A 19,290-nucleotide genomic window follows, 5' to 3' on the forward strand; every position below is an offset into this window, starting at 1 on the left:
GGGATGACTGACCGACTCCCCCTGCTGCTGCTTCCCGGCCTGCTCAACGACGCTGAACTCTGGCGTGCGCAGATCGCCGACCTGTCCGATATCGCCGAGTGCATCGTCGGCGACCAGACCCGCGGTGAGACGATGCAGGCCGTTGTCGACGACGTGCTGGCCCAGGCGCCGGCGCGCTTTGCCTTGGCGGGATTCTCGTTGGGCGGCTTCGTGGCGCAGGCGATCGTGCGCACCGCGCCGGAGCGGGTGCTGCGGCTGGCCCTGATCGATACCTCGATCCATGCCGACTCGCCCGAGCGTGCCGCGCAACGGAAGACGCAGCAGGCAAGCGTGCGTCTGCCCGGAAAGTTCCACGGCTTCGGCGACACGTTGATGCGCAGCTACATCGACGCCGCGCGGCTGGATGACTATGTGCTGGTACAGCGCGTACGCGACATGACCGCGCGGCTGGGCGCGGAGGTGTTCCTGCGCCAGAGCGCACTGGACCGGGTGGATGGCCACGACGTGCTGGCCGGATACCGCGATCCGCTGTTGATCGTGTGCGGTGCCAACGACCGCATCACCCCGCTGGCGATCAGCGAGGAGATGCATGCGCTGGTGCCGGATTCAACTCTGGTGGTGCTGCCCGATTGTGGCCACCTGGCGCCGATGGAGAAGCCCGACGAGGTCAGCGCGGCCATGCGGGACTGGTTGCGGTGATAGCGGCCACGTACTTCCGGTGATGCCGGCCAGCGGCCGGCACTACCCGATGATGTCCACGCCGTTGATCAGGCGCTGGCTCTTCCGGTAGGTGCCGAACGTTGGTCGGCACGCACCCCATCAATCCCAGGCCGGTGCGATCCCCTCCGGATTGGCCAGGCGATGCCCGCGATCCAGCGTGGCGATCTGCGCCATGTCCTCATCGCTCAAGCGCAGATCGGCCGCGAGCAGATTGCCGGCCAGGTTGTCGCGCTTGGTCGAGGACGGGATCACCGCAAAGCCCTGCTGCAACGCCCACGCCAGCGCGACCTGGGCCGGGGTGGCCTGGTGACGCGCGGCGATGGCCTGGATCACCGGGTCCTTGAGCACTTCGCCGTAGGCCAGGCTCATGTAGGCGGTGACATGGATGCCCTGTTCCTTCAGGAACGCGATCAGCGCGCGGTTCTGCAGGTAGGGGTGGACTTCGATCTGGTTGGTGGCGATCGCATCGGCACCCAGGATCTCGATGGCCTGGCGGGTCTGGGCGATGGTGAAGTTGGAGATGCCGATCTGGCGGGTCAGGCCGAGCGACTTGGCCTCGGCCAGTGCACCGAGATACTCGGCCATCGGTACCGCGTCCTTCGGCGACGGCCAGTGGATCAGGGTGAGCTCGACATGGTCGGTGCGCAGCTTGCGCAGGCTCTCGCGCAGGCTGGCCAGCAACGCGTCGTGCTGGAAGTTGGCGATCCAGATCTTGGTAGTGAGGAACAGATCATCGCGGGCCACGCCGGATTCGGCGATGGCCTGGCCGACCTCGGCCTCGTTCTCGTAGATCTGTGCGGTATCGATGGCGCGGTAGCCGACGTCCAGTGCGTTGCGCACCGAGTCGATCACGGTCTGGCCCTTCAGGCGGAAGGTGCCGAGGCCGAATGCGGGAATGGGCATGGAAACTCCTTCATGGGGGTGAGGTGCAGGCTACGCCGTGCACCGTAAAGCGACGTAGAGCCGGCCGTTGGTCGGCTGCGATTGCGTGAAATGAATCGTTGGGCGACTGCTGTCGCGTAAGGCGAACCCTTGGTCCGGAATCGATCAATGCGCACTCATCGCGATGCCTTCGGCGCGGTCGGCCACGCCATCGCGGCGGTCCAGCCGGCCACTCAGCACGGTCAGACCCAAGGCGCCCATCACCACCACTGCGCCCAGCCACGGGGTGTGCATCAGGCCGAGGTGTTCGACCACCAACCCACCCAGCGATGCGCCGAGTGCGATGCCGACGTTGAACGCGGCGATGTTCAGGCCCGAGGCCACATCGGCGGCCTGCGGGGCGAACCGCTGTGCCTGCTTGACCACGTACACCTGCAGCCCGGGCACGTTGCCGAAGGCCACCGCGCCCAGCGCCAGCACGGTCAGCAGCACCAGCCAGGTGTTGTAAGCGGTAAAGGTCAGCACGAACAGTACGGCGGCCAGCAACGCGAAGATCAGCTTCAGTGCCGGGATCGGGCCGCGGCGGTCGGCCAGGCGGCCGCCCCACAGGTTGCCGATCGCCACCGACACGCCGTAAACCAGCAGCACGCCGCTGACCGCATTGGCCGAGAAACCGGTCACGTCCTGCAGGATCGAGGCCAGGTAGGTGAAGGAGAGGAAGGTGCCGCCGTAGCCGAGTGCGGTGATCGCATACACCAGCAGCAGGCGCGGCTGCGCCAGTACGGAGAGTTGCTGCCCGAACGTGGCCGGCGTGCTGCGCTGCAGGTTGCGCGGCACGAACAGCAGGCTGCCGATCAGCGCGATCACACCGAGCGCGGCCACCGCCAGGAAGGTGGCGCGCCAGCCCAGGTGCTGGCCGATGAAGGTGCCCAGGGGCACACCGGTCACCAGCGCCACGGTGAGGCCGGTGAACATGATCGCGATCGCGCTGGCCGCCTTCTCCTTGGGCACCACCGAGGTGGCGATGATCGAGCCGATCGAGAAGAACACGCCGTGCGCCAGCCCGGTCAGCACGCGCGCCACGATCAGCGAGCCGTAGCCCGGCGCCACCCAGGCGATCAGGTTGCCGAGGGTGAACAGCAGCATCAGCGCCACCAGCAGGGTCTTGCGCGGCACCCGCCCGGTCAGCGCGGTGAGCACCGGCGCACCGACCGCCACGCCCAACGCATACAGCGACACCAGCAGCCCGGCCGAGGGCAGGGTGACGCCGAGGTCGGCGGCGATGGTCGGAATCAGGCCGACGATGACGAATTCAGTGGTGCCGATGGCGTACGCACCCAGCGTCAACGCCAGCAAGGCCAAGGGGATACCACGGGACATGGACGGTTACCGGTGGGGAGTGAGGCTGCGCAGTCTGCGCGCCGTACTCTTGCGGAAAAAGCGGCCTTCACGCCAATCACTGTTGCCCCATGGTCAATAATGGAGCACCTCCACCCTGCCGCCGCCATGAAAACGACCCTGGATGAGATGCAGGCCTTCATTGCGGTGATCGACAGTGGCTCGATCACCGCGGCCGCCGAACAGCTCGGCCAGACCACCTCCGGGGTCAGCCGGGCGCTGGGCCGGCTGGAGGAAAAGCTCGGCACCACGCTGTTGACCCGCACCACACGTCGTCTGCAGCTGACCGAGGAGGGCGATGCCTTCCTGGCCCAGGCACGCACGATCGTGGCCTCGGTGGAAGCGGCCGAGGAACAGATCGCCGCCCGGCGGCAACGCCCGGCTGGGCGCCTGCGCGTGGATGCGGCGATGCCGTTCGTGCTGCACGTGATCGCCCCGCTGGTGGTCAGCTATCGCGCGCGCTATCCCGATGTGGCGCTGGAGCTCAACAGCAGCGAGCGCTACATCGATCTGCTCGAGCGGCGCACCGACGTGGCCATCCGGATCGGGCCGCTGGCCGATTCCACCCTGCACGCGCGGCCGCTGGCGCACAGCCGCCTGCGGGTGATGGCCAGTCCGGCGTACCTGCAGCAGCACGGTACCCCGCGAGATGTGGCCGCGTTGGGCGAGCACACGCTGCTCGGCTTCAACGAGCCCGATTCACTCAATCACTGGCCGCTGCCCGGCGCGACCGACGCGCTGCTGCACGTGCGCCCGGCGGTAGCGGTCTCCAGCGGTGAAACCCTGCGCCGGCTCGCGCTGGAGGGCGTCGGCATCGTCTGCCTGTCCGACTTCATGACCCACCGCGATCGTGACGCCGGCACGCTGGTCCAGCTGTTGCCGGACCTCACCGTGGAGGTCCGCCAGCCGATCCACGCCGTGTACTACCGCAATACGGCGGTCTCGGCGCGGATCAGCTCCTTCCTGGATCACCTGGCGCAGGCCATGGTGGGTACCCCCTTCGTCCGGTAGTGCCGGCCGCTGGCCGGCACCACGCATGCGTCACGCCGCGCGAGGCAATCCGGTCACCGCACCGCGTCCCGTATCCAGCACGAACACATCCACCGCGGCATTCAGGGCGACGGCCTGCTCTTCCATGCTGCGCGCCGCCGCGGAGGCTTCTTCCACCAGGGCCGCGTTCTGCTGCGTGGTCTCGTCCATCTGCACCACCGTCTGGTTGACCTGCTCGATGCCGGCCGACTGCTCCTGCGATGCGGCGGCGATGTCAGCCATGATGTCGGTAACGCGCTGCACGCTGCCGACGATCTCGCCCATGGTCCGCCCGGCCTGCTGCACCAGCGCCGCGCCGCCGTCGACATCGGCCACGGACTGATCGATCAGTCCCTTGATCTCCTTGGCGGCCCCGGCCGAGCGCTGCGCCAGCGTGCGCACTTCGCTGGCGACCACGGCAAAGCCGCGGCCCTGTTCCCCGGCGCGCGCTGCTTCGACGGCGGCGTTGAGCGCGAGGATGTTGGTCTGGAACGCAATGCCATCGATGACGCTGATGATCTCGGCGATCTGACGCGACGAGGCCTGGATGGCGCCCATGGTGGTGACCACCTGGCTCACCACCTCGCCGCCCTGCGAGGCGACCGAGGCGGCACTGATCGAGAGCTGGTTGGCCTGCCGCGCGTGCTCGGCGTTCTGGCGCACCGTGGAGGTCAGCTCTTCCATCGAGGCGGCGGTCTCTTCCAGATTGGCTGCCTGCTGCTCGGTACGGCGTGACAGATCGCTGTTGCCCGCGGCGATCTCGCCTGCGGCCGTCTGGATGGACTGGGCCGCGTGCTTGATGTCGCCAACGATGGTGGTCAGCTGGCCGGTGGTGCGCGCCATGTCATCGCGCATGCGCGCGAACACGCCGTGGAAATCGCCGTGCATGTGCGCGCTGAGATCCCCGCCGGCGATCGCCTGGAGCACGCGCGAGACTTCGCCCAGATCCTGCTCGGTGGTGCGCATCAGGCGGTTGAGGCCGCCGACCATCTCCCGGAAGTCGTGCTGGTAGCGCGCTTCATCACCGCGCAGGCTGAAATCACCCAACGCCGCTGCCTCGGCCAGTCGCTTGATCTCGGCATTGATCGCGCCGAGGTTGGCCTTGGCCGTGTCCAGCGCCTGGGTGATCACCGCCTTCTCGCCGGGCAGGCGCTCCATGTCCACCGACAGATCACCGACCGCATAGTGGCCCATGATCTCGATCGCGCGCAGCTTCACCTGGATGTGGTTGGCGACCAGGGTGTTGTTCTCGCGCACCATCTGGCCGTAAGCGCCAGGCAGGGCGTCGGCATCCATGCGGTAGCTGATCTGGCCGGCGTCGTGGCGCTGGGCCATGGTTGCCTGCGCATCCAGTACGGCCTTGAGGGTCCGAGTCACCTCGCTCATCGCCGTGCCGAGACGGCCGATTTCGTCGCGGCTGCGCACCGCCACCGTGTGCTCCAGATCGCCGCGTGCGACGGCGCGGGCCGCTGCTTCCACCGCGATCACCGGTGCGATCACCGCGCGTCGCAACCACAGCGCCAGCACCACCAGCAGCACCACGGCAGCCAATGCCGTCGTGATCGCCGATGCCACCAGCGCGGCGCGCGCGCGCTCGGACGTGGCGTTGGTTTCAAATTCGGCACGTTCGTTGGCGCGTGTCGCCAGCGCGTCCAGCGTGGTGCCAACGCTGCGGTCCGCACCACGTACCAGCGCATCGGCCGCCTGGGTGTCATAGCCACTGGCGGCAAATGCCTCCAGCGCCCCACGGTAGCGGGCCTCAAGGGCACGGTGCTCGGTCAGGAACTGATCGGCCAGCGTGCGGGTCTGCTCGTCGCGGCTGGTGGCGAGCGTGCCGGCCAAGTCCGCGATGCGGCGTCCTTCCGCATCGAATGCCGCCAGGTGACGCTCGCGTTGCACATCGTCCGCACCGCGGATCAGCACGTTCTTCCACTCCTGCACCTGCAGGCGGAACTCGCGCTGGAGCAGCTCGGCCTGTGCCTTGCGGGCAAGCTCAGGAGGGACCTCGGTGGAGAGGTTGCGCCACGCTGAACCGAGCCCGGCCAGGGCGGCCACGACGATGATGATCAGGCCAAGCGACAGCGCGCCCAGCAGTTTGAACTGAAGACTCAGGGCGCGTGGATGCGCCGGTGCGGAGGACGTCATGGGAAATGAAAAGTAGGGAAGGGCAATGCGGTATCGGTCTGCCTAGAGCAGGCTGAAGTGCGACGCCTATCACGGTTACCGTTCCATTAAACGTTGTGACGACCGTGTGTAGATGAAAATTGGTCACATATGGAACGAAACGGCACTGGACAGATAGACTATATGTAACTAATGTAGTTACATGAAATCGAGTAACCAGTTCTCCGACGCGCTGCACGTGATGGCCCATCTGGTCGGCCAGGACGGCCCGCGTACCTCCGAGCAGCTTGCCACCTGCCTGCCTACTCATCCGGTGGTGATCCGGCGCCTGCTGTCTGCCCTGCACAAGGGCGGGCTGGTTACCAGCGTGCGCGGCCATGGCGGCGGCAGCCAGCTGGCCCGGGAACCGGCGCAGATCACGCTGTATGACGTGTACGTGGCCATCGGCGCGCCTGCGCTGCTGCACACCGGCGCCCGCGAGACCGGCCGCGGCTGCCCGGTGCAGCGCGTGGTCAACGATGCCCTCGACGACAGTTACCGCCAGGCCCAGGCCCTGCTCGAGGCCCGCCTGCACGACACCACTTTGGCCACCCTGGGCGAGGCCTTCGCCCGCCACCTGGCCCACCACGCTGCAGGAGTTCCTCATGACGTTTGATGCGATTGTCGTCGGCGGCAGTTTCGCCGGCCTGTCCGCCGCCCTGATCCTGGCGCGCGCCCGCCGCGAGGTGCTGGTCATCGACAGCGGCCTGCCGCGCAACCGCTTCGCCGCGCAGTCGCACGGCGTGCTCGGCCAGGACGGCATTGCCGGCGCCGAGCTGCTGCGCAACGCCAAGACCCAGCTGCTGGGCTACCCCACGGTGCGCTGGGTCAGCGACACGGTCACCACCGCCCAACCGACCGTGGATGGCTTTGTGGTCGGCACCGAAAACGGTGACATCTGGGCCACGCGCAAGCTGCTGCTGGCCACCGGCATCCGCGACGAACTGCCCGACCTGCCTGGCCTGGCCGAGCGCTGGGGCCACAGCGTGGTGCATTGCCCGTACTGCCACGGCTACGAGATCGGGGGCGGCGCGATCGGTCTGCTGGGCGGGCATGAGAAGTCGACCACCATGGCGGCGTTGCTCGCCGACTGGGGCGACGTCACCCTGTTCGCGCACGGCATGACGCTGGAGGCCGATGACCTGGCCGCGCTGCAGCGACGCGGGGTCAGCATCGAATACGACGCCGTGGTCGGGCTGGAAGGCGAGGCACCGGCCCTGAGTGCCGCCGTGCTCGCCGATGGCCGCCGGGTTGAACTGCGCGCGCTGTTCGTTACCGCGCGCCAGCACATGAGCACGCCGCTGGTCGAACAGCTCGGCTGCGTGCTGGAGGACAGTCCGATCGGCGTGCTGGTGCAGGTCGATGCGGGCAAGCAGACCAGCGTGCCCGGCATCTACGCAGCGGGCGATGCAACGCTGGTGGGCAATATCAGCCTGGCCAGCGCCGAAGGCGTGCGCGCCGGGGTGAGCCTGCACCATGCGCTGGTCGCCGAGGACAGCCGGGCCAGCCGCTAGGATCAGGGGCGTGGCCGGTCTGCGAGCGGCAGGCCCGCCCCAAACGGAAACAGCCGCCCTGCGGCGGCTGTCCGTCACACCTGTCGGTGGGCTCAGGCCTGTTCGGCGCTTGCCGCATCCAGCTGCTGCACATCCTGTGCCGACAGCGCGACATTTGCGGCCGCCAGCACCTCCTTCAACTGCTCGACACTGGTGGCGCTGACGATCGGCGCGGTGATGCCCGGGCGCGCGATCAACCACGCGATCGCCACCTGCGAAGGACTCACGCCATGCGTGCTGGCCACATCGTCCAGTGCACCGAGGATGCGCAGCCCACGCGGATTGACGTACTTGTCCACCACGCTCTTGCCGCGCGCGCTGCTTTTGGAGGCATCGTCCGCACTGCGGTACTTGCCACTGAGGAAACCGCTGGCCAGCGAGTAGTAGCTGATCACGCCCAGCTGCGCCTCGCGCACCACCGCTTCCAGCCCGGCCTCATAACCGGCGCGGTCGTACAGGTTGTACTCCGGCTGCAGCGTTTCATAGCGCGGCAGTTTGTAGTCGGCCGAGACCCTCAAGGCATCGCGCAGGCGCTCGGCGCTGTAGTTGGAGGCACCGATCGCGCGCACCTTGCCCTGTTCGATCAGGCGGCCGAACGCGGCCAGCGTGGTCTCCAGCGGAGTGGCTTCATCATCTTCGTGCGCCTGGTACAGATCGATGACATCGGTCTGCAGGCGGCGCAGCGAATCCTCCACCGCAGCGGTAATGTTGTCGGCGGACAGGCCCGGGCGTTCGGCCCACTTGGCGACCTTGGTCGCCAGCACCACCTTGTCGCGCTTGCCGCTGTGCTTGAACCAGCGGCCCAGAATGGTTTCCGATTCACCGCCCTGGTTGCCGGGCACCCACGCCGAATACGCATCGGCGGTGTCGACCAGGTTGAAGCCGGCATCGACGAAGGCATCGAGCAGGGCAAAGGAGGTCTTCTCGTCCGCACTCCAGCCAAAGACATTGCCGCCGAAGGCGATGGGGGCGACATGGAGGCCGGAACGACCGAGTTCGCGCGTAGCAGTCATGGGTGATGTTCTCCCTGGGAATCGTTTCCACAGGATACGGCCGGCGTGGTGACAGCGTTGCGGCAGCAGGCACAAAACAGTGTTCCGGATTGCTGCGCCGCACTAACGTTTTGTGAACACCTGTACACGCTTCGCTGCTAGTCTCGCGGCATCCCGCTACCGGAAGCCCGCCGATGAAAGCCCGTTCGTTGACCTGTGCCTGCCTGTTCACTGTTTCTACCCTGATGCTTGCCACGCCCGCGATGGCGATCAAGCCCGCCGGCCCGAACGCGCAGGTCGCGATCACCCCGGCCGTGCAGAAGGCCGTGCAGGACAGCCGCCGCGATCCGGCCAACGTCAAGCGCGATGCGTACCGCCATCCCGCGCAGACGCTGTCGTTCTTCGGCGTCGCACCGGGCCAGACTGTCATCGAGGTCACCCCGGGCAGCGGCTGGTACTCGGAAATCCTGGCGCCGCTGCTGCACGACAAGGGGCAGTACGTGGCCGCCGTGGTCGATCCGATGGCGGTGGCGGAAGGGCGTGGCCGCGACTACCAGCAGCGCAGCCGAGATGGGCTGGACAAGAAGTTCGCCGGCAACGCTGCGGTGTTCGGCAAGAGCCGCGTGGTCGCCTATGACCCGAAGGCCCCGGTGTTCGGTCCGGCCAACTCGGCGGATGTGGTGCTGACCTTCCGCAACGTGCACAACTGGCGCAGCAGCGGCCAGGCCGAAGGCATGTTCAAGGGCTTCTTCTCGGTGCTCAAGCCGGGCGGTGTGCTGGGCGTGGTCGAGCACCGTGCCAAGGCCGATGTGCCGGCCGACGACAAGACCGGTTACGTGGGCCAGCAGCAGGTGATCGCGATGGCGAAGGCCGCCGGTTTCGAACTGGCCGGCAGCAGCGAGATCAACACCAATCCGCGCGACACCAAGGACTACCCGAACGGTGTGTGGACGCTGCCGCCGACCAACCAGCATGACGCGGCCGACGAGGCCAAGTACCAGGCGATCGGCGAAAGCGACCGGATGACCCTGCGCTTCGTGAAGCCGGGCAAGTAAGACACTATGCGCGGGCCATATTTCCGCGCCTTCGATGGACGGTAAAGGAATACATCGTTGAAGACGTTGCTGTTGATCGGTCTGGCGGTGATCACGCTGATCAAGATCGTTGATTTCGTGTTCTATGGACGGAATGCCTACGACCTGATGGGGGCGGCCGGTTTCGCGCTTCTGCTCACCGCTGCCGCCCTGGATGGGCGCCGGGCGTTCAATGCGCCCGCCACCGGGCGCTGGGCACGGGAAGCCCGCATCGCCAACGTCTGCGGCGTGGTGCTGGTGCTGGTCTACTTTCTGCTCAAGATGAACGTCATCGGCTGACGCCGTCCGGATCGCGGCGGCGGCACGGGGATGGGACAATGAGCCATCCCACCGCCGCTGTTGCCCCGATGCTGATCGCCTTCAACAAACCGTTCAACGTGCTGTGCCAGTTCACCGACCGCAGCCAGCCGCCACGCGCGACCCTGGCTGGTTTCGGGCTGCCACCGGCGGTGTACGCGGCTGGCCGGCTGGATTACGACAGCGAAGGCCTGCTGCTGCTCACTGACGACGGCGGCCTGGCACACCAGTTGACCGATCCGCGGCACAAGGCGGACAAGACCTATTGGGTGCAGGTGGAAGGCACGGTGACCGATGACCAGCTCCAGGCGCTGCGCCGTGGCGTGCTGCTCAACGATGGGCCGACACTACCGGCCGGTGTCGAACGGCTGGAGCCCTCGCCTGAACTGTGGCCGCGCACGCCGCCGGTCCGCTTCCGCAAGACGGTGCCCGATGCGTGGCTGGCGATCACGCTGCGCGAAGGCCGCAATCGCCAGGTGCGACGCATGACTGCGGCGGTCGGACTGCCCACGTTGCGCCTGGTGCGTGTCTCGATGGGCGCGCATGCGATCGGCGATCTTCAACCCGGCCAATGGCGCGAGATCGGATAATAAAAAAACCGCCGGTGGAAACCGGCGGTTTCGATGCGCTCGCAGTAACGCGTCAGCCGATCAGGCGTCGCTGCCGATATCGCTGGTTTCATCCACCACGGTCTCGTTGCGGCGGTTGCGTGCGCTGATGCGCTGCGCCTGGCCGTTCACGACGCCACCGTTGGCGAGCTTCTTCTTCTGCTGCTTGCGGTACAGCGCGTAGCCCAGCAGGCCCACGCCGACAGCGGCGGCGGCGATGGTCACGGCCGGATTGCGGCGCACCACCTTGGCGGCGACCTTGCTGCCGGTCTTGACCGCGCCGAGTGCGGCACCGGTCTTGATCCAGTCGGTGGCCTGCGGCCCGAAATGGCGCAGGTTGCTGCCGGCATGCTTGAGGCCGTCACCGGCGGTGCTGGCGAGGTCCAGGGCACGCTCGAGGGCGCGGTCGGTAATCACAGTCAATCTGCTCATGGGGGGTCCTTGCCTAAAGGTTCTGATCCAGTGTCGCGCGGTGGCCGTGTAGGGCGTGTTATCCATTTGCTACGGCCGGATCACGACTGTATCCGGTTCCCTGCGCTGCGCGAGCCACGTGCCCGGCGATGGTCAGGTGACAGCCATGAATGCGCGCATCGGGTGAGGAAGAGGGCGGCGTACTCACGTGCCGCGCGGCTTGGCGCGGTGTGTCGCGTTCGCCGTCCACGGATCGTCCGGCCAGGGATGCCGGGGATACCGCCCCTTCATTTCCTTCTTCACCTCGGCGTAGGTGTTCGCCCAGAAGTTGCGCAGATCCTGGGTGACCTGCAGTGGGCGGCCGCCGGGGGACAGAAGGTGCAGCGTCAACGGAATGCGGCCGTCGGCGATGCGTGGGGTATCGCTCAGGCCGAACAGCTCCTGCAGCTTGACCGCCAGCACTGGCGCCTGCGGGCTGATGCCGTCGGCGTCCATTGCGTAATGGATCGGGCGCTCCATGCCGGAGGGCACGGTGATGCGGACCGGGGCATGACGATCGATCAGTTGGCGTTGCGCCCACGGCAGCGGTGACTTCAGCGCTTCGCCTAGGCTGGATTCGTCCAGGGCATCCAGGCGTGTCCTGCCATTGAACGCGGGCGTCAACCAGGTCGGCAGCGTCGCCATCAATGCTGCGTCGGAGACGTCTGGCAGCTCCAGCTCCGGCATCCACGCACGTACGCCCAGCGCACGCGACTGCCACTGGCGCAGGCCGTCCGTCCACGGCAATGCCTCCAGCCCGAGTTCGGCCACGGCCTCGGTCAGGGCTTTGGCGGCATGCGCGGGATCCACGCGACCGGCCGAGCGGCTGTCCAGCACGATGCGGTCGAAACGGGTTTCGCGGCGTGCCACCAATGCGCGCTTCTCACCGTCCCAGCGCACCACGTCTTCCTGTGTGAAGCGTTCCGGAAAATCACGCCGCAGTCGATTCTCATCCACCGGCGCGGCGCGCAACAGCAATGCGTCGCGCGCCTCATAGCGCAGCTCCACGGCGACCAGCCACGGCTCGCCACGCAGATCGCTGGGATCGAACAGGCGCGCGCTGCGGCCATTGGCCAGCAGGTAGCGCAGCGGATCACTCGGATGGCGGGCGGCGATCCGGTCGGGAAACGCATGCGCGAGCAGATCGCCGAGCTGATGCGCTTCGGCTGAGGAAGGAGGCGCGTCATCACAGCGCAGGCGTCGCCGCCACTGTTTGCTGGCGGCATCGATGCTCGCCAGGCCGCCGCGGTTGGCATCGTGGGGTGCCCGCCCTTGGCGGAACGCTGCCAGCGCCCGCCACCGCGCAGCGAGTGCATCACCGCCCTGGCGCAGCGGATCGCGCGCTTCCACCAGCGCGGCCAGATCGCAGGCCAGGGCCTGCTCGACACCACTGCCTGCCGCCATCAGCATCGCCGCAAGGCGCGGATGCGTGCCGAGGGTCAGCATGCGCCGGCCCAGCGGGGTCAGCGTGCCGCTGTCGCTGAGCGCGCCCAGGCGCTGCAGCAGTTCACGCGCGGCGGCCAGTGCACCGGCCGGCGGTGTATCCACGAAGCGCAGGTCGTCACTGCCCCAGGCAGCCAGTTCCAGTGCCAGCGAGGCCAGTTCCACCTGCGCGATCTCGGGCCGACGCTGTGCCTCCAACCGCTGCGACTGCGGCCACAAGCGCCACGCCCAGCCCTCGGCGACACGGCCGGCACGGCCGGCGCGTTGATCGGCCGAGGCCTGCGCGATGTTCACCACGTCCAGGCGCGCGAAACCGCTGTTGGGGTCGTAACGCGGCTCGCGTGCCAGACCCGCGTCGATCACCACCCGCACGCCGGGCAGGGTCACCGATGACTCGGCCACGTTGGTGGCCAGTACCACGCGGCGCCGACCGCCGGGATCGGGCTGCAGCACCTGCGATTGCTGGTCCACTGGCAGCTCGCCATGCAGCGGCAGTACCTGCACGCCCGGATCCAGCACGGACTGCAGTGCGGTCTGCACGCGCGCGATCTCGCGCTGGCCGGGCAGGAACACCAGTACATCGCCAGGATGCTCGGCCAAGGCCTGCTCCACGGCGCGCCGTGCCTGCGGTTCCAGTGCCTCGTCGCGGCGGGCGGGGAAGTGCGCGATCGTGACCGGGAAGCTGCGGCCCTCACTGCTCAGGCGCGGCGCATCGAGAAACTGCGCCAGTCGCTCGCCATCCAGCGTGGCCGACATCACCACGATGCGCAGGTCCTCGCGCAGCTGGGACTGCACGTCCAGCGCCAGGGCCAGGCCCAGATCAGCGGCCAGATGCCGTTCGTGGAATTCGTCGAACAGCAGCGCGCCCACGCCCTCCAGCAGCGGGTCGTCCTGCAGCATCCGGGTGAGGATGCCTTCAGTCACCACCTCGACACGGGTACGCGCGGAGATCTTGTTCTCGAAGCGGATGCGGTAACCGACGGTCTCACCGACGTTCTCGCCCAGCTGACGCGCCATGAACTGCGCGGCGCTGCGGGCGGCCACGCGGCGCGGCTCCAGCATGATGATCTTGCGGCCTTCCAACCACGGCGCATCCAGCAACGCCAGCGGCACCTGGGTGGTCTTGCCGGCGCCGGGCGGCGCTTCCAGCACCAGCCGGGTGCCGCGTTCCAGCGTGGTCAGGATCTGCGGCAGCAGTGCGGAGATGGGGAAAATCGGGGGACTCATTGCTTAAGGATACGGCGTCCGATTGAGGCTGTCGGGGCGCAGGTACAATGGCCCGGTTTCCCGTCCTGCAGCAGCCCCATGCACCTGATCGATATCGGCGCCAACCTCACCCACGACTCCTTCGATCGCGACCGCGACGCCGTACTGGCGCGTGCGCGCGAGGCCGGGGTGGTGCAGATGGTGATCACCGGCGCCAGCCGCGAGCATTCGCCGATGGCGCTGGAGCTGGCCCGCCAGCATCCCGGGTTCCTGTACGCGACGGCCGGTGTGCACCCGCACCATGCGGTGGAATACACCGACGAATGCGACGCGGAGATGCGCGCGTTGCACGCCCATGCCGAGGTGGTGGCGGTGGGCGAGTGCGGGCTGGACTACTTCCGTGATTTCTCGCCGCGCCCGGCGCAGCATCGTGCCTTCGAGCGCCAACTGCAGCTCGCCGCCGAGAACGGCAAGCCGCTGTTCCTGCACCAGCGCGACGCCCATGCCGATTTCATGGCGCAGATGAAGAATTTCGACGGCAAGCTCGGCCCGGCGGTGGTGCACTGCTTCACCGGCGAGCGCCAGGAACTGTTCGATTACCTGGACCAGGACTGGTACATCGGCATCACCGGCTGGCTGTGCGATGAGCGCCGTGGCGCGCACCTGCGTGAGCTGGTCAAGCACATCCCGGCCAACCGGCTGATGATCGAGACCGACGCGCCGTACCTGCTGCCGCGCACGCTCAAGCCACTGCCGAAGGACCGTCGCAACGAGCCGATGTTCCTGTCGCACATCGTCGAAGAGCTGGCGCGCGATCGTGGGGAAGAGGTGGCGACCACGGCCGCCAACGCGACGGCGGCTACGCGCGCGTTCTTCCGGTTGCCTGACGCGCCCTGAGAGGGGAGGTACCGATCGTGGGCTACCGCAGCGCGGGGCGTCCGTCGCCGTTTGCCCACGCGTCGTCCAGTCCCTCGCGATAGGTGGCCAAGCGTGGCTGCCACTGCAATGCGGCGCGCGTGACGCGGCCATCGATGCGCTTGTTGCTGCTGTAGAAGCGGCGCAGGGAGGCAGCCACCTCGGGTGCGTCCCACGCCTGCGCGGCGGGCAGCGGCAGCCCACTGAGTATCGCGGCATACGCCAGCACCTCCTGTGGCGGCGCCGGCTCGTCATCGCTGAGCAGGTACAGCGCATGGCTTTCGGCCCGCTGCATTGCCGCCAGCACGCCACTGGCCAGATCCTCCACATGCAGCCGGTTGAACACCTGCCCCGGCCGCACCACATGCCGGGCCTTGCCCTGCGCCAGCTGGACCAGCGCATTGCGCCCGCGCCCGTACAGGCCAGGCAGCCGGAACACCGCCGAGGCGATGCCGCGGGCCTGCGCGAGGGCCTGCCACTGCTGTTCCGCGTGCAGGCGTTTCAAGGCGGTCTCATCGGTCGCATCGGCGGTGGATGTCTCGTTGACCCAGCCGCCAGCGCGGTCGGCATACACCGCAGTCGAGGAGAGATAGCCGACCCAGCGCAGGGCAGGGCTGTCACGCAGCGCATCGGTGAGCAGGCGCAAGGCCGGGTCGCCCTCCGCATCCGGTGGCACGGCGCAGACGATGGCCTCGGCCGTGCGGATCGCCTCGCGCAGGTCCTCGCTGATCGGTTCGCCAGCGACAAGGCGGTGGCGGACCCACCCATCGTCCGGCGCGTTTGCTGGATCACGCACGGTGCCGCTGCAGGCCACGCCGTGCGCGTGCAACAGCGCGGCCAGATGCCGGCCGCTGTAGCCCAGGCCCAGCACCAGCACGCGGGCCGGCAGCTTGGTCGGCATGCCGCTCAGGCGCTGCGCAGCTGCTGGTAGGCCTGCAGGTGCGCATAGGCCACCGCCAGCAGCGGGGCCGCTTGCCCGGCCGCCCGCGCCCGCACCAGCATGTCACCGACGATCTGCTCGGCCTCCACCTGCTGGCCGGCTTCCAGATCGCGCAGCATCGAGGCCTTCAAGGACGAGCCGGGCTGGGTGGTCGCGGTCAGTGCAATCTCTCGCGCCTTGGCCGGGATCGGCTCGCCAGCCGCCTCGGCAACCGCCACGCATTCGTCGTAAAGGCCGCGCACGATCGCCGCACCGTCATCGGTGGCCACGATCGTGCCGACATCGGCGCGCATCAGGCAGGTCGCCGCCGCCAGCGTGGTCAGGAAGGTGTACTTGATCCACTGCTCCTGCCCGATGGCATCGGTGGCGACGTGGTCCACCCCGGCCTGCACACAGGCCGCCGCCAACGCCAGCACGCGCGCGCTGCTGCCGGTGCCGTCGCGCTCGCCAAAGGTCAGCTTGGCCGCCGGCGCCAGATGCACCACCGCGCCATCGGCGGCCTTGGTCGCGCTGATGAAGCACAACCCGCCCAGCACCGCGTCGCGGCCGAAGCGCGCATCGAGATCGGCGTAATGGCGCAGCCCGTTGAGGATCGGCAGCACCGTGGTGCGCGGCCCGACCGCCGGGGCGATCGCCTCGATCGAACTGGCCAGGTCGTAAGCCTTGCAGCTCAGGATCACCAGATCGAACGGCTCGGCGCTCGCCAGGGCGGGCAGTGCCTCGGCGGTGACGTGCTGCACCGGGAACGTCGCATCGCCCAGCGGGCTGCGCAGCACCAGGCCCTCGCGCGCCAGCTGCGCCGCCCGGGCCGGGCGCACCAGGAAGGTCACGTCCACGCCGGCCTGGGCCAGGCGACCACCGAAGTACCCGCCGGTTCCGCCGGCGCCGAGGATCAGGATGCGCATCAGCTGCGCATCCCCACGCCACGCTTCAGCAGCCACAGCGCCAGCGCGGTCAGTGCGACCACGAAGCCGATCATCAGCGCGTAGGCCACCCACAGCGGCACGTCGCTGGTGCCCAGCAGGCCGTAGCGGAACGCGTTGACCATGTAGAAGATCGGGTTGGCGTGCGTGGCCGCTTCGGCCCACGTCGGCAGCAGCTTCACCGAATAGAACACGCCGCCCAGGTAGGTCAGCGGGGTGAGGATGAAGGTCGGCACGATCGCCACGTCATCGAACTTCTTGGCGTACACCGCGTTGATGAAGCCGGCCAGCGAGAAGATCGTTGCGCCCAGCAGCACCGTGGTCAGCGTCACCAGCGGGTGCGGGATGCGCACCGGGGTGAAGAACATGGCGATGATCAGCACGATCACGCCGACCATCAGGCCGCGCAGCACCGCGCCGGCGACGTAGCCCCACAGGATCACCCAGTTCGGCATCGGGCTGACCAGCAACTCTTCCACGTGGCGGCCGAACTTGGCGCCGAAGAACGAGGAGCTGATGTTGCCGTAGCTGTTCTGGATCACGCTCATCATGACCAGGCCGGGCACGATGAACTGCATGTAGCTGTAACCGCCCATCTCGCCCACGCGCGAGCCGATCAGGCCGCCGAAGATCAGGAAGTACAGGGTCATGGTGATCGCCGGCGGCACCAGGGTCTGGCCCCAGATGCGCAGGATGCGCGCCACTTCGCGGCGCACGATGGTCATCAGGGCGATGCGGTTGCGCTGGCCGTCGGTCAGGACCGGGGTCGGGGTGCTGCTCATGCCACGTTCTCCTGGTTGCCGGTGAGGCGCACGAACAGCTCCTCCAGACGGTTGCTCTTGGTGCGCATCGAGCGCACGCGGATGCCGGCGGCGTTCAAGGCGTCAAACACGCGGTTGAGGTCCATCGCACGCGGCATGTCCACATCCAGCGTGTGGCTGTCGGTGGCGATCAGGATCGCGCCGTCGATCTCCGGCAGCTGGGCGGGCAGGCTGCCGTCGATGTCGAACAGGAAGCCTTCCACGTCCAGCTTGGCCAGCAGTTCACGCATCGGGCCCTGGGTGACGATCTGGCCGTGGTTGATGATGGCCAGGTTCCGGCACAGGTGCTCGGCTTCTTCCAGGTAATGCGTGGTCAGGATGATCGTGGTGCCGGCGGCGTTGATCTCCTTGAGCACGCGCCACATGTCGCGGCGGATCTCGATATCCACGCCAGCGGTCGGCTCGTCCAGGATCAGCAGGCGCGGGCGGGTCATCATCGCGCGGGCGATCATCAGTCGGCGCTTCATGCCACCGGACAGGGTGCGGCTCATCACCTGGGCCTTTTCCCACAGGTGGGCGCGCTTGAGCTCTTCTTCGGCCATCTTCTCGGCCTCGGCACGGGCCACGCCATAGAAGCCGGCGTAGTTGACCAGGATGTCGAAGGGCTTTTCAAACAGGTTGAAGTTGATCTCCTGGGGGACCAGGCCGATCAGGCGCATGGTGGCGCTGCGGTTGCGCACCAGGTCGCTGCCGAATACCTCGACCTGGCCTTCGCTCAGGTTCACCAGCGAGCTGATGATGCCGATCAGGGTCGACTTGCCGGCGCCGTTGGGGCCCAGCAGGGCGAAGAAGTCGCCCGGGGCCACGTCCAGGGAGACGCCCTTCAGCGCTTGGGTGCCGTTGTCATAGGTTTTGCGGAGGTCACGCACCCGCAGGGCGGGCGCGGCGGTGGGCGCGGGAGTGTTCTGGGAAGCCAAGCTCTTGCCTTCGCGCCCATGGGCTGGCGCTGGATAGGGGCGGGGAGCGGCTATTATAGAAGACCCCGAGGGCTCGCCCCGGCTACACACTGTCCCGAAACGTCGTGCCTGCCCAATTCCCCCTAAAACTGGTCGACCGGCGCATGCTGGCGCCGACCATCGGCCATTACCAGTTCCTGCGTGATGACGGCCAGCCGCTGGATTTCCAGCCCGGCCAGTTCATCCAGGTCCATTTCGAGTACGCCGATGGCACCGCTACCAAGCGCAGCTATTCGCTGGCGACCATTCATGATCACGCTCTTGGCGCGGGTGACGCGGTCGATATCGCGGTCAGTTTCGTCCCCGGCGGTGCCGCTACGGCCCTGTTCGAGGGCCTGGACATCGGCGGCCACGTCAGCGCCAGCGGCCCGTTCGGCCGATTCTGCCTGCAGCCGGGCGACCAGAACGCCCGGTATCTGCTGATCGCCACCGGCACCGGAGTCACCCCGTACCGCTCGATGCTGCCGCTGCTGGCGACCGCCATGGCCGAGCGCGGGGTGGAGGTGGTCCTGTTGCAGGGCGCCCGCACGCCGGCCGAGCTGCTCTACAGCGAGGACTTCTATGCCTTTGCGGCCGCCCACCCGGGTTTCCGCTATGTGCCCTGCCTGTCCCGCGAGCTGCCCGAGAACCCGCATCCTGACGTGCGTCACGGCTACGTGCAGCAGCACCTGGCCGAGTTCGCCCCGAGCGCGGCCACCGACATCGCCTACCTGTGCGGCAACCCGGACATGGTCGATGCCACCTTCGAGGCGCTGCAAGACGCCGGGCTCCCCACGCCGCAGGTGCGGCGCGAGAAGTACGTCAGCAGCAAGTAGTCCCCCGGCGGTCGTGCCTCAGGGCATGGCCGCCAGCGGCATCGGCGCGTGGCGGGCGGTAAGATGCGCCGCGCCACCTCTGCCG

Annotated in this window: 19 protein-coding genes; 9 read left to right on the forward strand and 10 right to left on the reverse strand. The window is 67.9% G+C overall.

Annotation, left to right across the window (positions count from 1 at the left end; translation table 11 throughout):
- Positions 1–3 precede the first annotated feature (3 nt).
- Positions 4–699, forward strand: coding sequence for an alpha/beta fold hydrolase (locus tag AC13F7_RS00505; RefSeq protein ID WP_481466941.1), 696 nt, complete (start codon positions 4–6; stop codon positions 697–699).
- A gap of 120 nt (positions 700–819) precedes the next feature.
- On the opposite strand, the gene dkgB is transcribed toward AC13F7_RS00505, so the two are convergent.
- Both dkgB and AC13F7_RS00515 read right to left on the reverse strand, forming a co-directional pair.
- Complete coding sequence (gene dkgB / locus AC13F7_RS00510) at positions 820–1,623, reverse strand: 2,5-didehydrogluconate reductase DkgB (protein WP_482998915.1); 804 nt, start codon at positions 1,621–1,623, stop codon at positions 820–822.
- Positions 1,624–1,767: 144 nt separating this feature from the next.
- Positions 1,768–2,982, reverse strand: a complete 1,215-nt coding sequence (locus AC13F7_RS00515; protein WP_482998916.1) for an MFS transporter — start codon at positions 2,980–2,982, stop codon at positions 1,768–1,770.
- A gap of 126 nt (positions 2,983–3,108) precedes the next feature.
- Here AC13F7_RS00515 and AC13F7_RS00520 point away from each other — a divergent pair, with 126 nt between their 5' ends.
- Positions 3,109–4,011: a LysR substrate-binding domain-containing protein gene (locus AC13F7_RS00520; RefSeq protein ID WP_482998917.1), complete on the forward strand. Its 903-nt coding sequence runs from the start codon at positions 3,109–3,111 to the stop codon at positions 4,009–4,011.
- Positions 4,012–4,041: 30 nt separating this feature from the next.
- On the opposite strand, the gene AC13F7_RS00525 is transcribed toward AC13F7_RS00520, so the two are convergent.
- Positions 4,042–6,174 carry a methyl-accepting chemotaxis protein gene (locus AC13F7_RS00525; protein WP_481466949.1) on the reverse strand — a complete coding sequence of 711 codons (2,133 nt, stop codon included), beginning with the start codon at positions 6,172–6,174 and terminating at the stop codon, positions 4,042–4,044.
- A 181-nt stretch (positions 6,175–6,355) separates the two neighbouring features.
- Here AC13F7_RS00525 and AC13F7_RS00530 point away from each other — a divergent pair, with 181 nt between their 5' ends.
- Positions 6,356–6,808 carry an Rrf2 family transcriptional regulator gene (locus AC13F7_RS00530; protein WP_123729852.1) on the forward strand — a complete coding sequence of 151 codons (453 nt, stop codon included), beginning with the start codon at positions 6,356–6,358 and terminating at the stop codon, positions 6,806–6,808.
- Positions 6,798–7,706 carry an NAD(P)/FAD-dependent oxidoreductase gene (locus tag AC13F7_RS00535; protein ID WP_482998918.1) on the forward strand — a complete coding sequence of 303 codons (909 nt, stop codon included), beginning with the start codon at positions 6,798–6,800 and terminating at the stop codon, positions 7,704–7,706. Before AC13F7_RS00530 ends, AC13F7_RS00535 begins: the two co-directional genes overlap by 11 nt.
- 92 nt (positions 7,707–7,798) lie before the next feature.
- Here AC13F7_RS00535 and AC13F7_RS00540 read toward each other — a convergent pair whose 3' ends face one another.
- On the reverse strand, positions 7,799–8,758 hold the full coding sequence (locus tag AC13F7_RS00540; protein WP_482998919.1) for an aldo/keto reductase: 960 nt from the start codon (positions 8,756–8,758) through the stop codon (positions 7,799–7,801).
- A gap of 173 nt (positions 8,759–8,931) precedes the next feature.
- Here AC13F7_RS00540 and AC13F7_RS00545 point away from each other — a divergent pair, with 173 nt between their 5' ends.
- The 3 genes from AC13F7_RS00545 to AC13F7_RS00555 all read left to right on the forward strand — a co-directional run bounded on the left by AC13F7_RS00545 (position 8,932) and on the right by AC13F7_RS00555 (position 10,718).
- Positions 8,932–9,792: a class I SAM-dependent methyltransferase gene (locus tag AC13F7_RS00545; RefSeq protein WP_123729855.1), complete on the forward strand. Its 861-nt coding sequence runs from the start codon at positions 8,932–8,934 to the stop codon at positions 9,790–9,792.
- A gap of 57 nt (positions 9,793–9,849) precedes the next feature.
- Positions 9,850–10,110: a hypothetical protein gene (locus tag AC13F7_RS00550; protein ID WP_482998920.1), complete on the forward strand. Its 261-nt coding sequence runs from the start codon at positions 9,850–9,852 to the stop codon at positions 10,108–10,110.
- Positions 10,111–10,178: 68 nt separating this feature from the next.
- Positions 10,179–10,718, forward strand: a complete 540-nt coding sequence (locus tag AC13F7_RS00555) for a pseudouridine synthase (protein ID WP_481467281.1) — start codon at positions 10,179–10,181, stop codon at positions 10,716–10,718.
- 60 nt (positions 10,719–10,778) lie between these two features.
- Here AC13F7_RS00555 and AC13F7_RS00560 read toward each other — a convergent pair whose 3' ends face one another.
- Both AC13F7_RS00560 and hrpB read right to left on the reverse strand, forming a co-directional pair.
- The gene (locus AC13F7_RS00560) at positions 10,779–11,168 is read right to left on the reverse strand and encodes a hypothetical protein (protein WP_123729857.1); all 390 of its coding nucleotides are present in this window, start codon (positions 11,166–11,168) and stop codon (positions 10,779–10,781) included.
- Positions 11,169–11,351: 183 nt separating this feature from the next.
- Positions 11,352–13,856, reverse strand: a complete 2,505-nt coding sequence (gene hrpB / locus AC13F7_RS00565) for an ATP-dependent helicase HrpB (RefSeq protein WP_482998921.1) — start codon at positions 13,854–13,856, stop codon at positions 11,352–11,354.
- Between the two features lie 78 nt (positions 13,857–13,934).
- On the opposite strand from hrpB, the gene AC13F7_RS00570 reads away from it, so the two are divergent.
- Positions 13,935–14,732, forward strand: a complete 798-nt coding sequence (locus AC13F7_RS00570; protein WP_482998922.1) for a TatD family hydrolase — start codon at positions 13,935–13,937, stop codon at positions 14,730–14,732.
- Between the two features lie 22 nt (positions 14,733–14,754).
- Here the strand turns inward: AC13F7_RS00570 and AC13F7_RS00575 are convergent, their stop codons facing one another.
- Genes AC13F7_RS00575 through AC13F7_RS00590 form a run of 4 tightly spaced genes read right to left on the reverse strand, consistent with a single transcriptional unit; the run spans position 14,755 to position 18,351 of the window.
- Positions 14,755–15,651: an NAD-dependent epimerase/dehydratase family protein gene (locus AC13F7_RS00575; RefSeq protein ID WP_482998923.1), complete on the reverse strand. Its 897-nt coding sequence runs from the start codon at positions 15,649–15,651 to the stop codon at positions 14,755–14,757.
- Positions 15,652–15,656: 5 nt separating this feature from the next.
- Positions 15,657–16,595 (reverse strand): 2-dehydropantoate 2-reductase, encoded by a 939-nt coding sequence (panE, locus tag AC13F7_RS00580; protein ID WP_482998924.1) that lies wholly within the window; start codon positions 16,593–16,595, stop codon positions 15,657–15,659.
- On the reverse strand, positions 16,595–17,395 hold the full coding sequence (locus AC13F7_RS00585; protein ID WP_481466963.1) for an ABC transporter permease: 801 nt from the start codon (positions 17,393–17,395) through the stop codon (positions 16,595–16,597). Before AC13F7_RS00585 ends, panE begins: the two co-directional genes overlap by 1 nt.
- Positions 17,392–18,351, reverse strand: a complete 960-nt coding sequence (locus tag AC13F7_RS00590; RefSeq protein WP_121040818.1) for an ABC transporter ATP-binding protein — start codon at positions 18,349–18,351, stop codon at positions 17,392–17,394. The genes AC13F7_RS00585 and AC13F7_RS00590 overlap by 4 nt, the downstream gene beginning before the upstream one ends.
- Positions 18,352–18,455: 104 nt before the next feature.
- Between AC13F7_RS00590 and AC13F7_RS00595 the strand changes: the two genes are divergently transcribed.
- Entirely contained in the window at positions 18,456–19,205 is a 750-nt protein-coding gene (locus AC13F7_RS00595; RefSeq protein ID WP_482998925.1) for a ferredoxin--NADP reductase, read from the forward strand.
- The last annotated feature ends 85 nt before the right edge of the window (positions 19,206–19,290 follow it).

This window comes from Stenotrophomonas sp. K-6, from assembly GCF_056861555.1.

Coding starts and splice junctions, on each gene's coding strand:
- AC13F7_RS00575 (WP_482998923.1), bottom strand. CDS start 15,651: ATGCCGACCAAGCTGCCGGCCCGCGTGCTGGTGCTGGGCCTGGGCTAC.
- AC13F7_RS00585 (WP_481466963.1), bottom strand. CDS start 17,395: ATGAGCAGCACCCCGACCCCGGTCCTGACCGACGGCCAGCGCAACCGC.
- AC13F7_RS00525 (WP_481466949.1), bottom strand. CDS start 6,174: ATGACGTCCTCCGCACCGGCGCATCCACGCGCCCTGAGTCTTCAGTTC.
- hrpB (WP_482998921.1), bottom strand. CDS start 13,856: ATGAGTCCCCCGATTTTCCCCATCTCCGCACTGCTGCCGCAGATCCTG.
- AC13F7_RS00560 (WP_123729857.1), bottom strand. CDS start 11,168: ATGAGCAGATTGACTGTGATTACCGACCGCGCCCTCGAGCGTGCCCTG.
- AC13F7_RS00530 (WP_123729852.1), top strand. CDS start 6,356: ATGAAATCGAGTAACCAGTTCTCCGACGCGCTGCACGTGATGGCCCAT.
- AC13F7_RS00515 (WP_482998916.1), bottom strand. CDS start 2,982: ATGTCCCGTGGTATCCCCTTGGCCTTGCTGGCGTTGACGCTGGGTGCG.
- AC13F7_RS00555 (WP_481467281.1), top strand. CDS start 10,179: ATGCTGATCGCCTTCAACAAACCGTTCAACGTGCTGTGCCAGTTCACC.
- AC13F7_RS00540 (WP_482998919.1), bottom strand. CDS start 8,758: ATGACTGCTACGCGCGAACTCGGTCGTTCCGGCCTCCATGTCGCCCCC.
- AC13F7_RS00570 (WP_482998922.1), top strand. CDS start 13,935: ATGCACCTGATCGATATCGGCGCCAACCTCACCCACGACTCCTTCGAT.
- dkgB (WP_482998915.1), bottom strand. CDS start 1,623: ATGCCCATTCCCGCATTCGGCCTCGGCACCTTCCGCCTGAAGGGCCAG.
- AC13F7_RS00505 (WP_481466941.1), top strand. CDS start 4: ATGACTGACCGACTCCCCCTGCTGCTGCTTCCCGGCCTGCTCAACGAC.
- AC13F7_RS00535 (WP_482998918.1), top strand. CDS start 6,798: ATGACGTTTGATGCGATTGTCGTCGGCGGCAGTTTCGCCGGCCTGTCC.
- AC13F7_RS00520 (WP_482998917.1), top strand. CDS start 3,109: ATGAAAACGACCCTGGATGAGATGCAGGCCTTCATTGCGGTGATCGAC.
- AC13F7_RS00545 (WP_123729855.1), top strand. CDS start 8,932: ATGAAAGCCCGTTCGTTGACCTGTGCCTGCCTGTTCACTGTTTCTACC.
- panE (WP_482998924.1), bottom strand. CDS start 16,595: ATGCGCATCCTGATCCTCGGCGCCGGCGGAACCGGCGGGTACTTCGGT.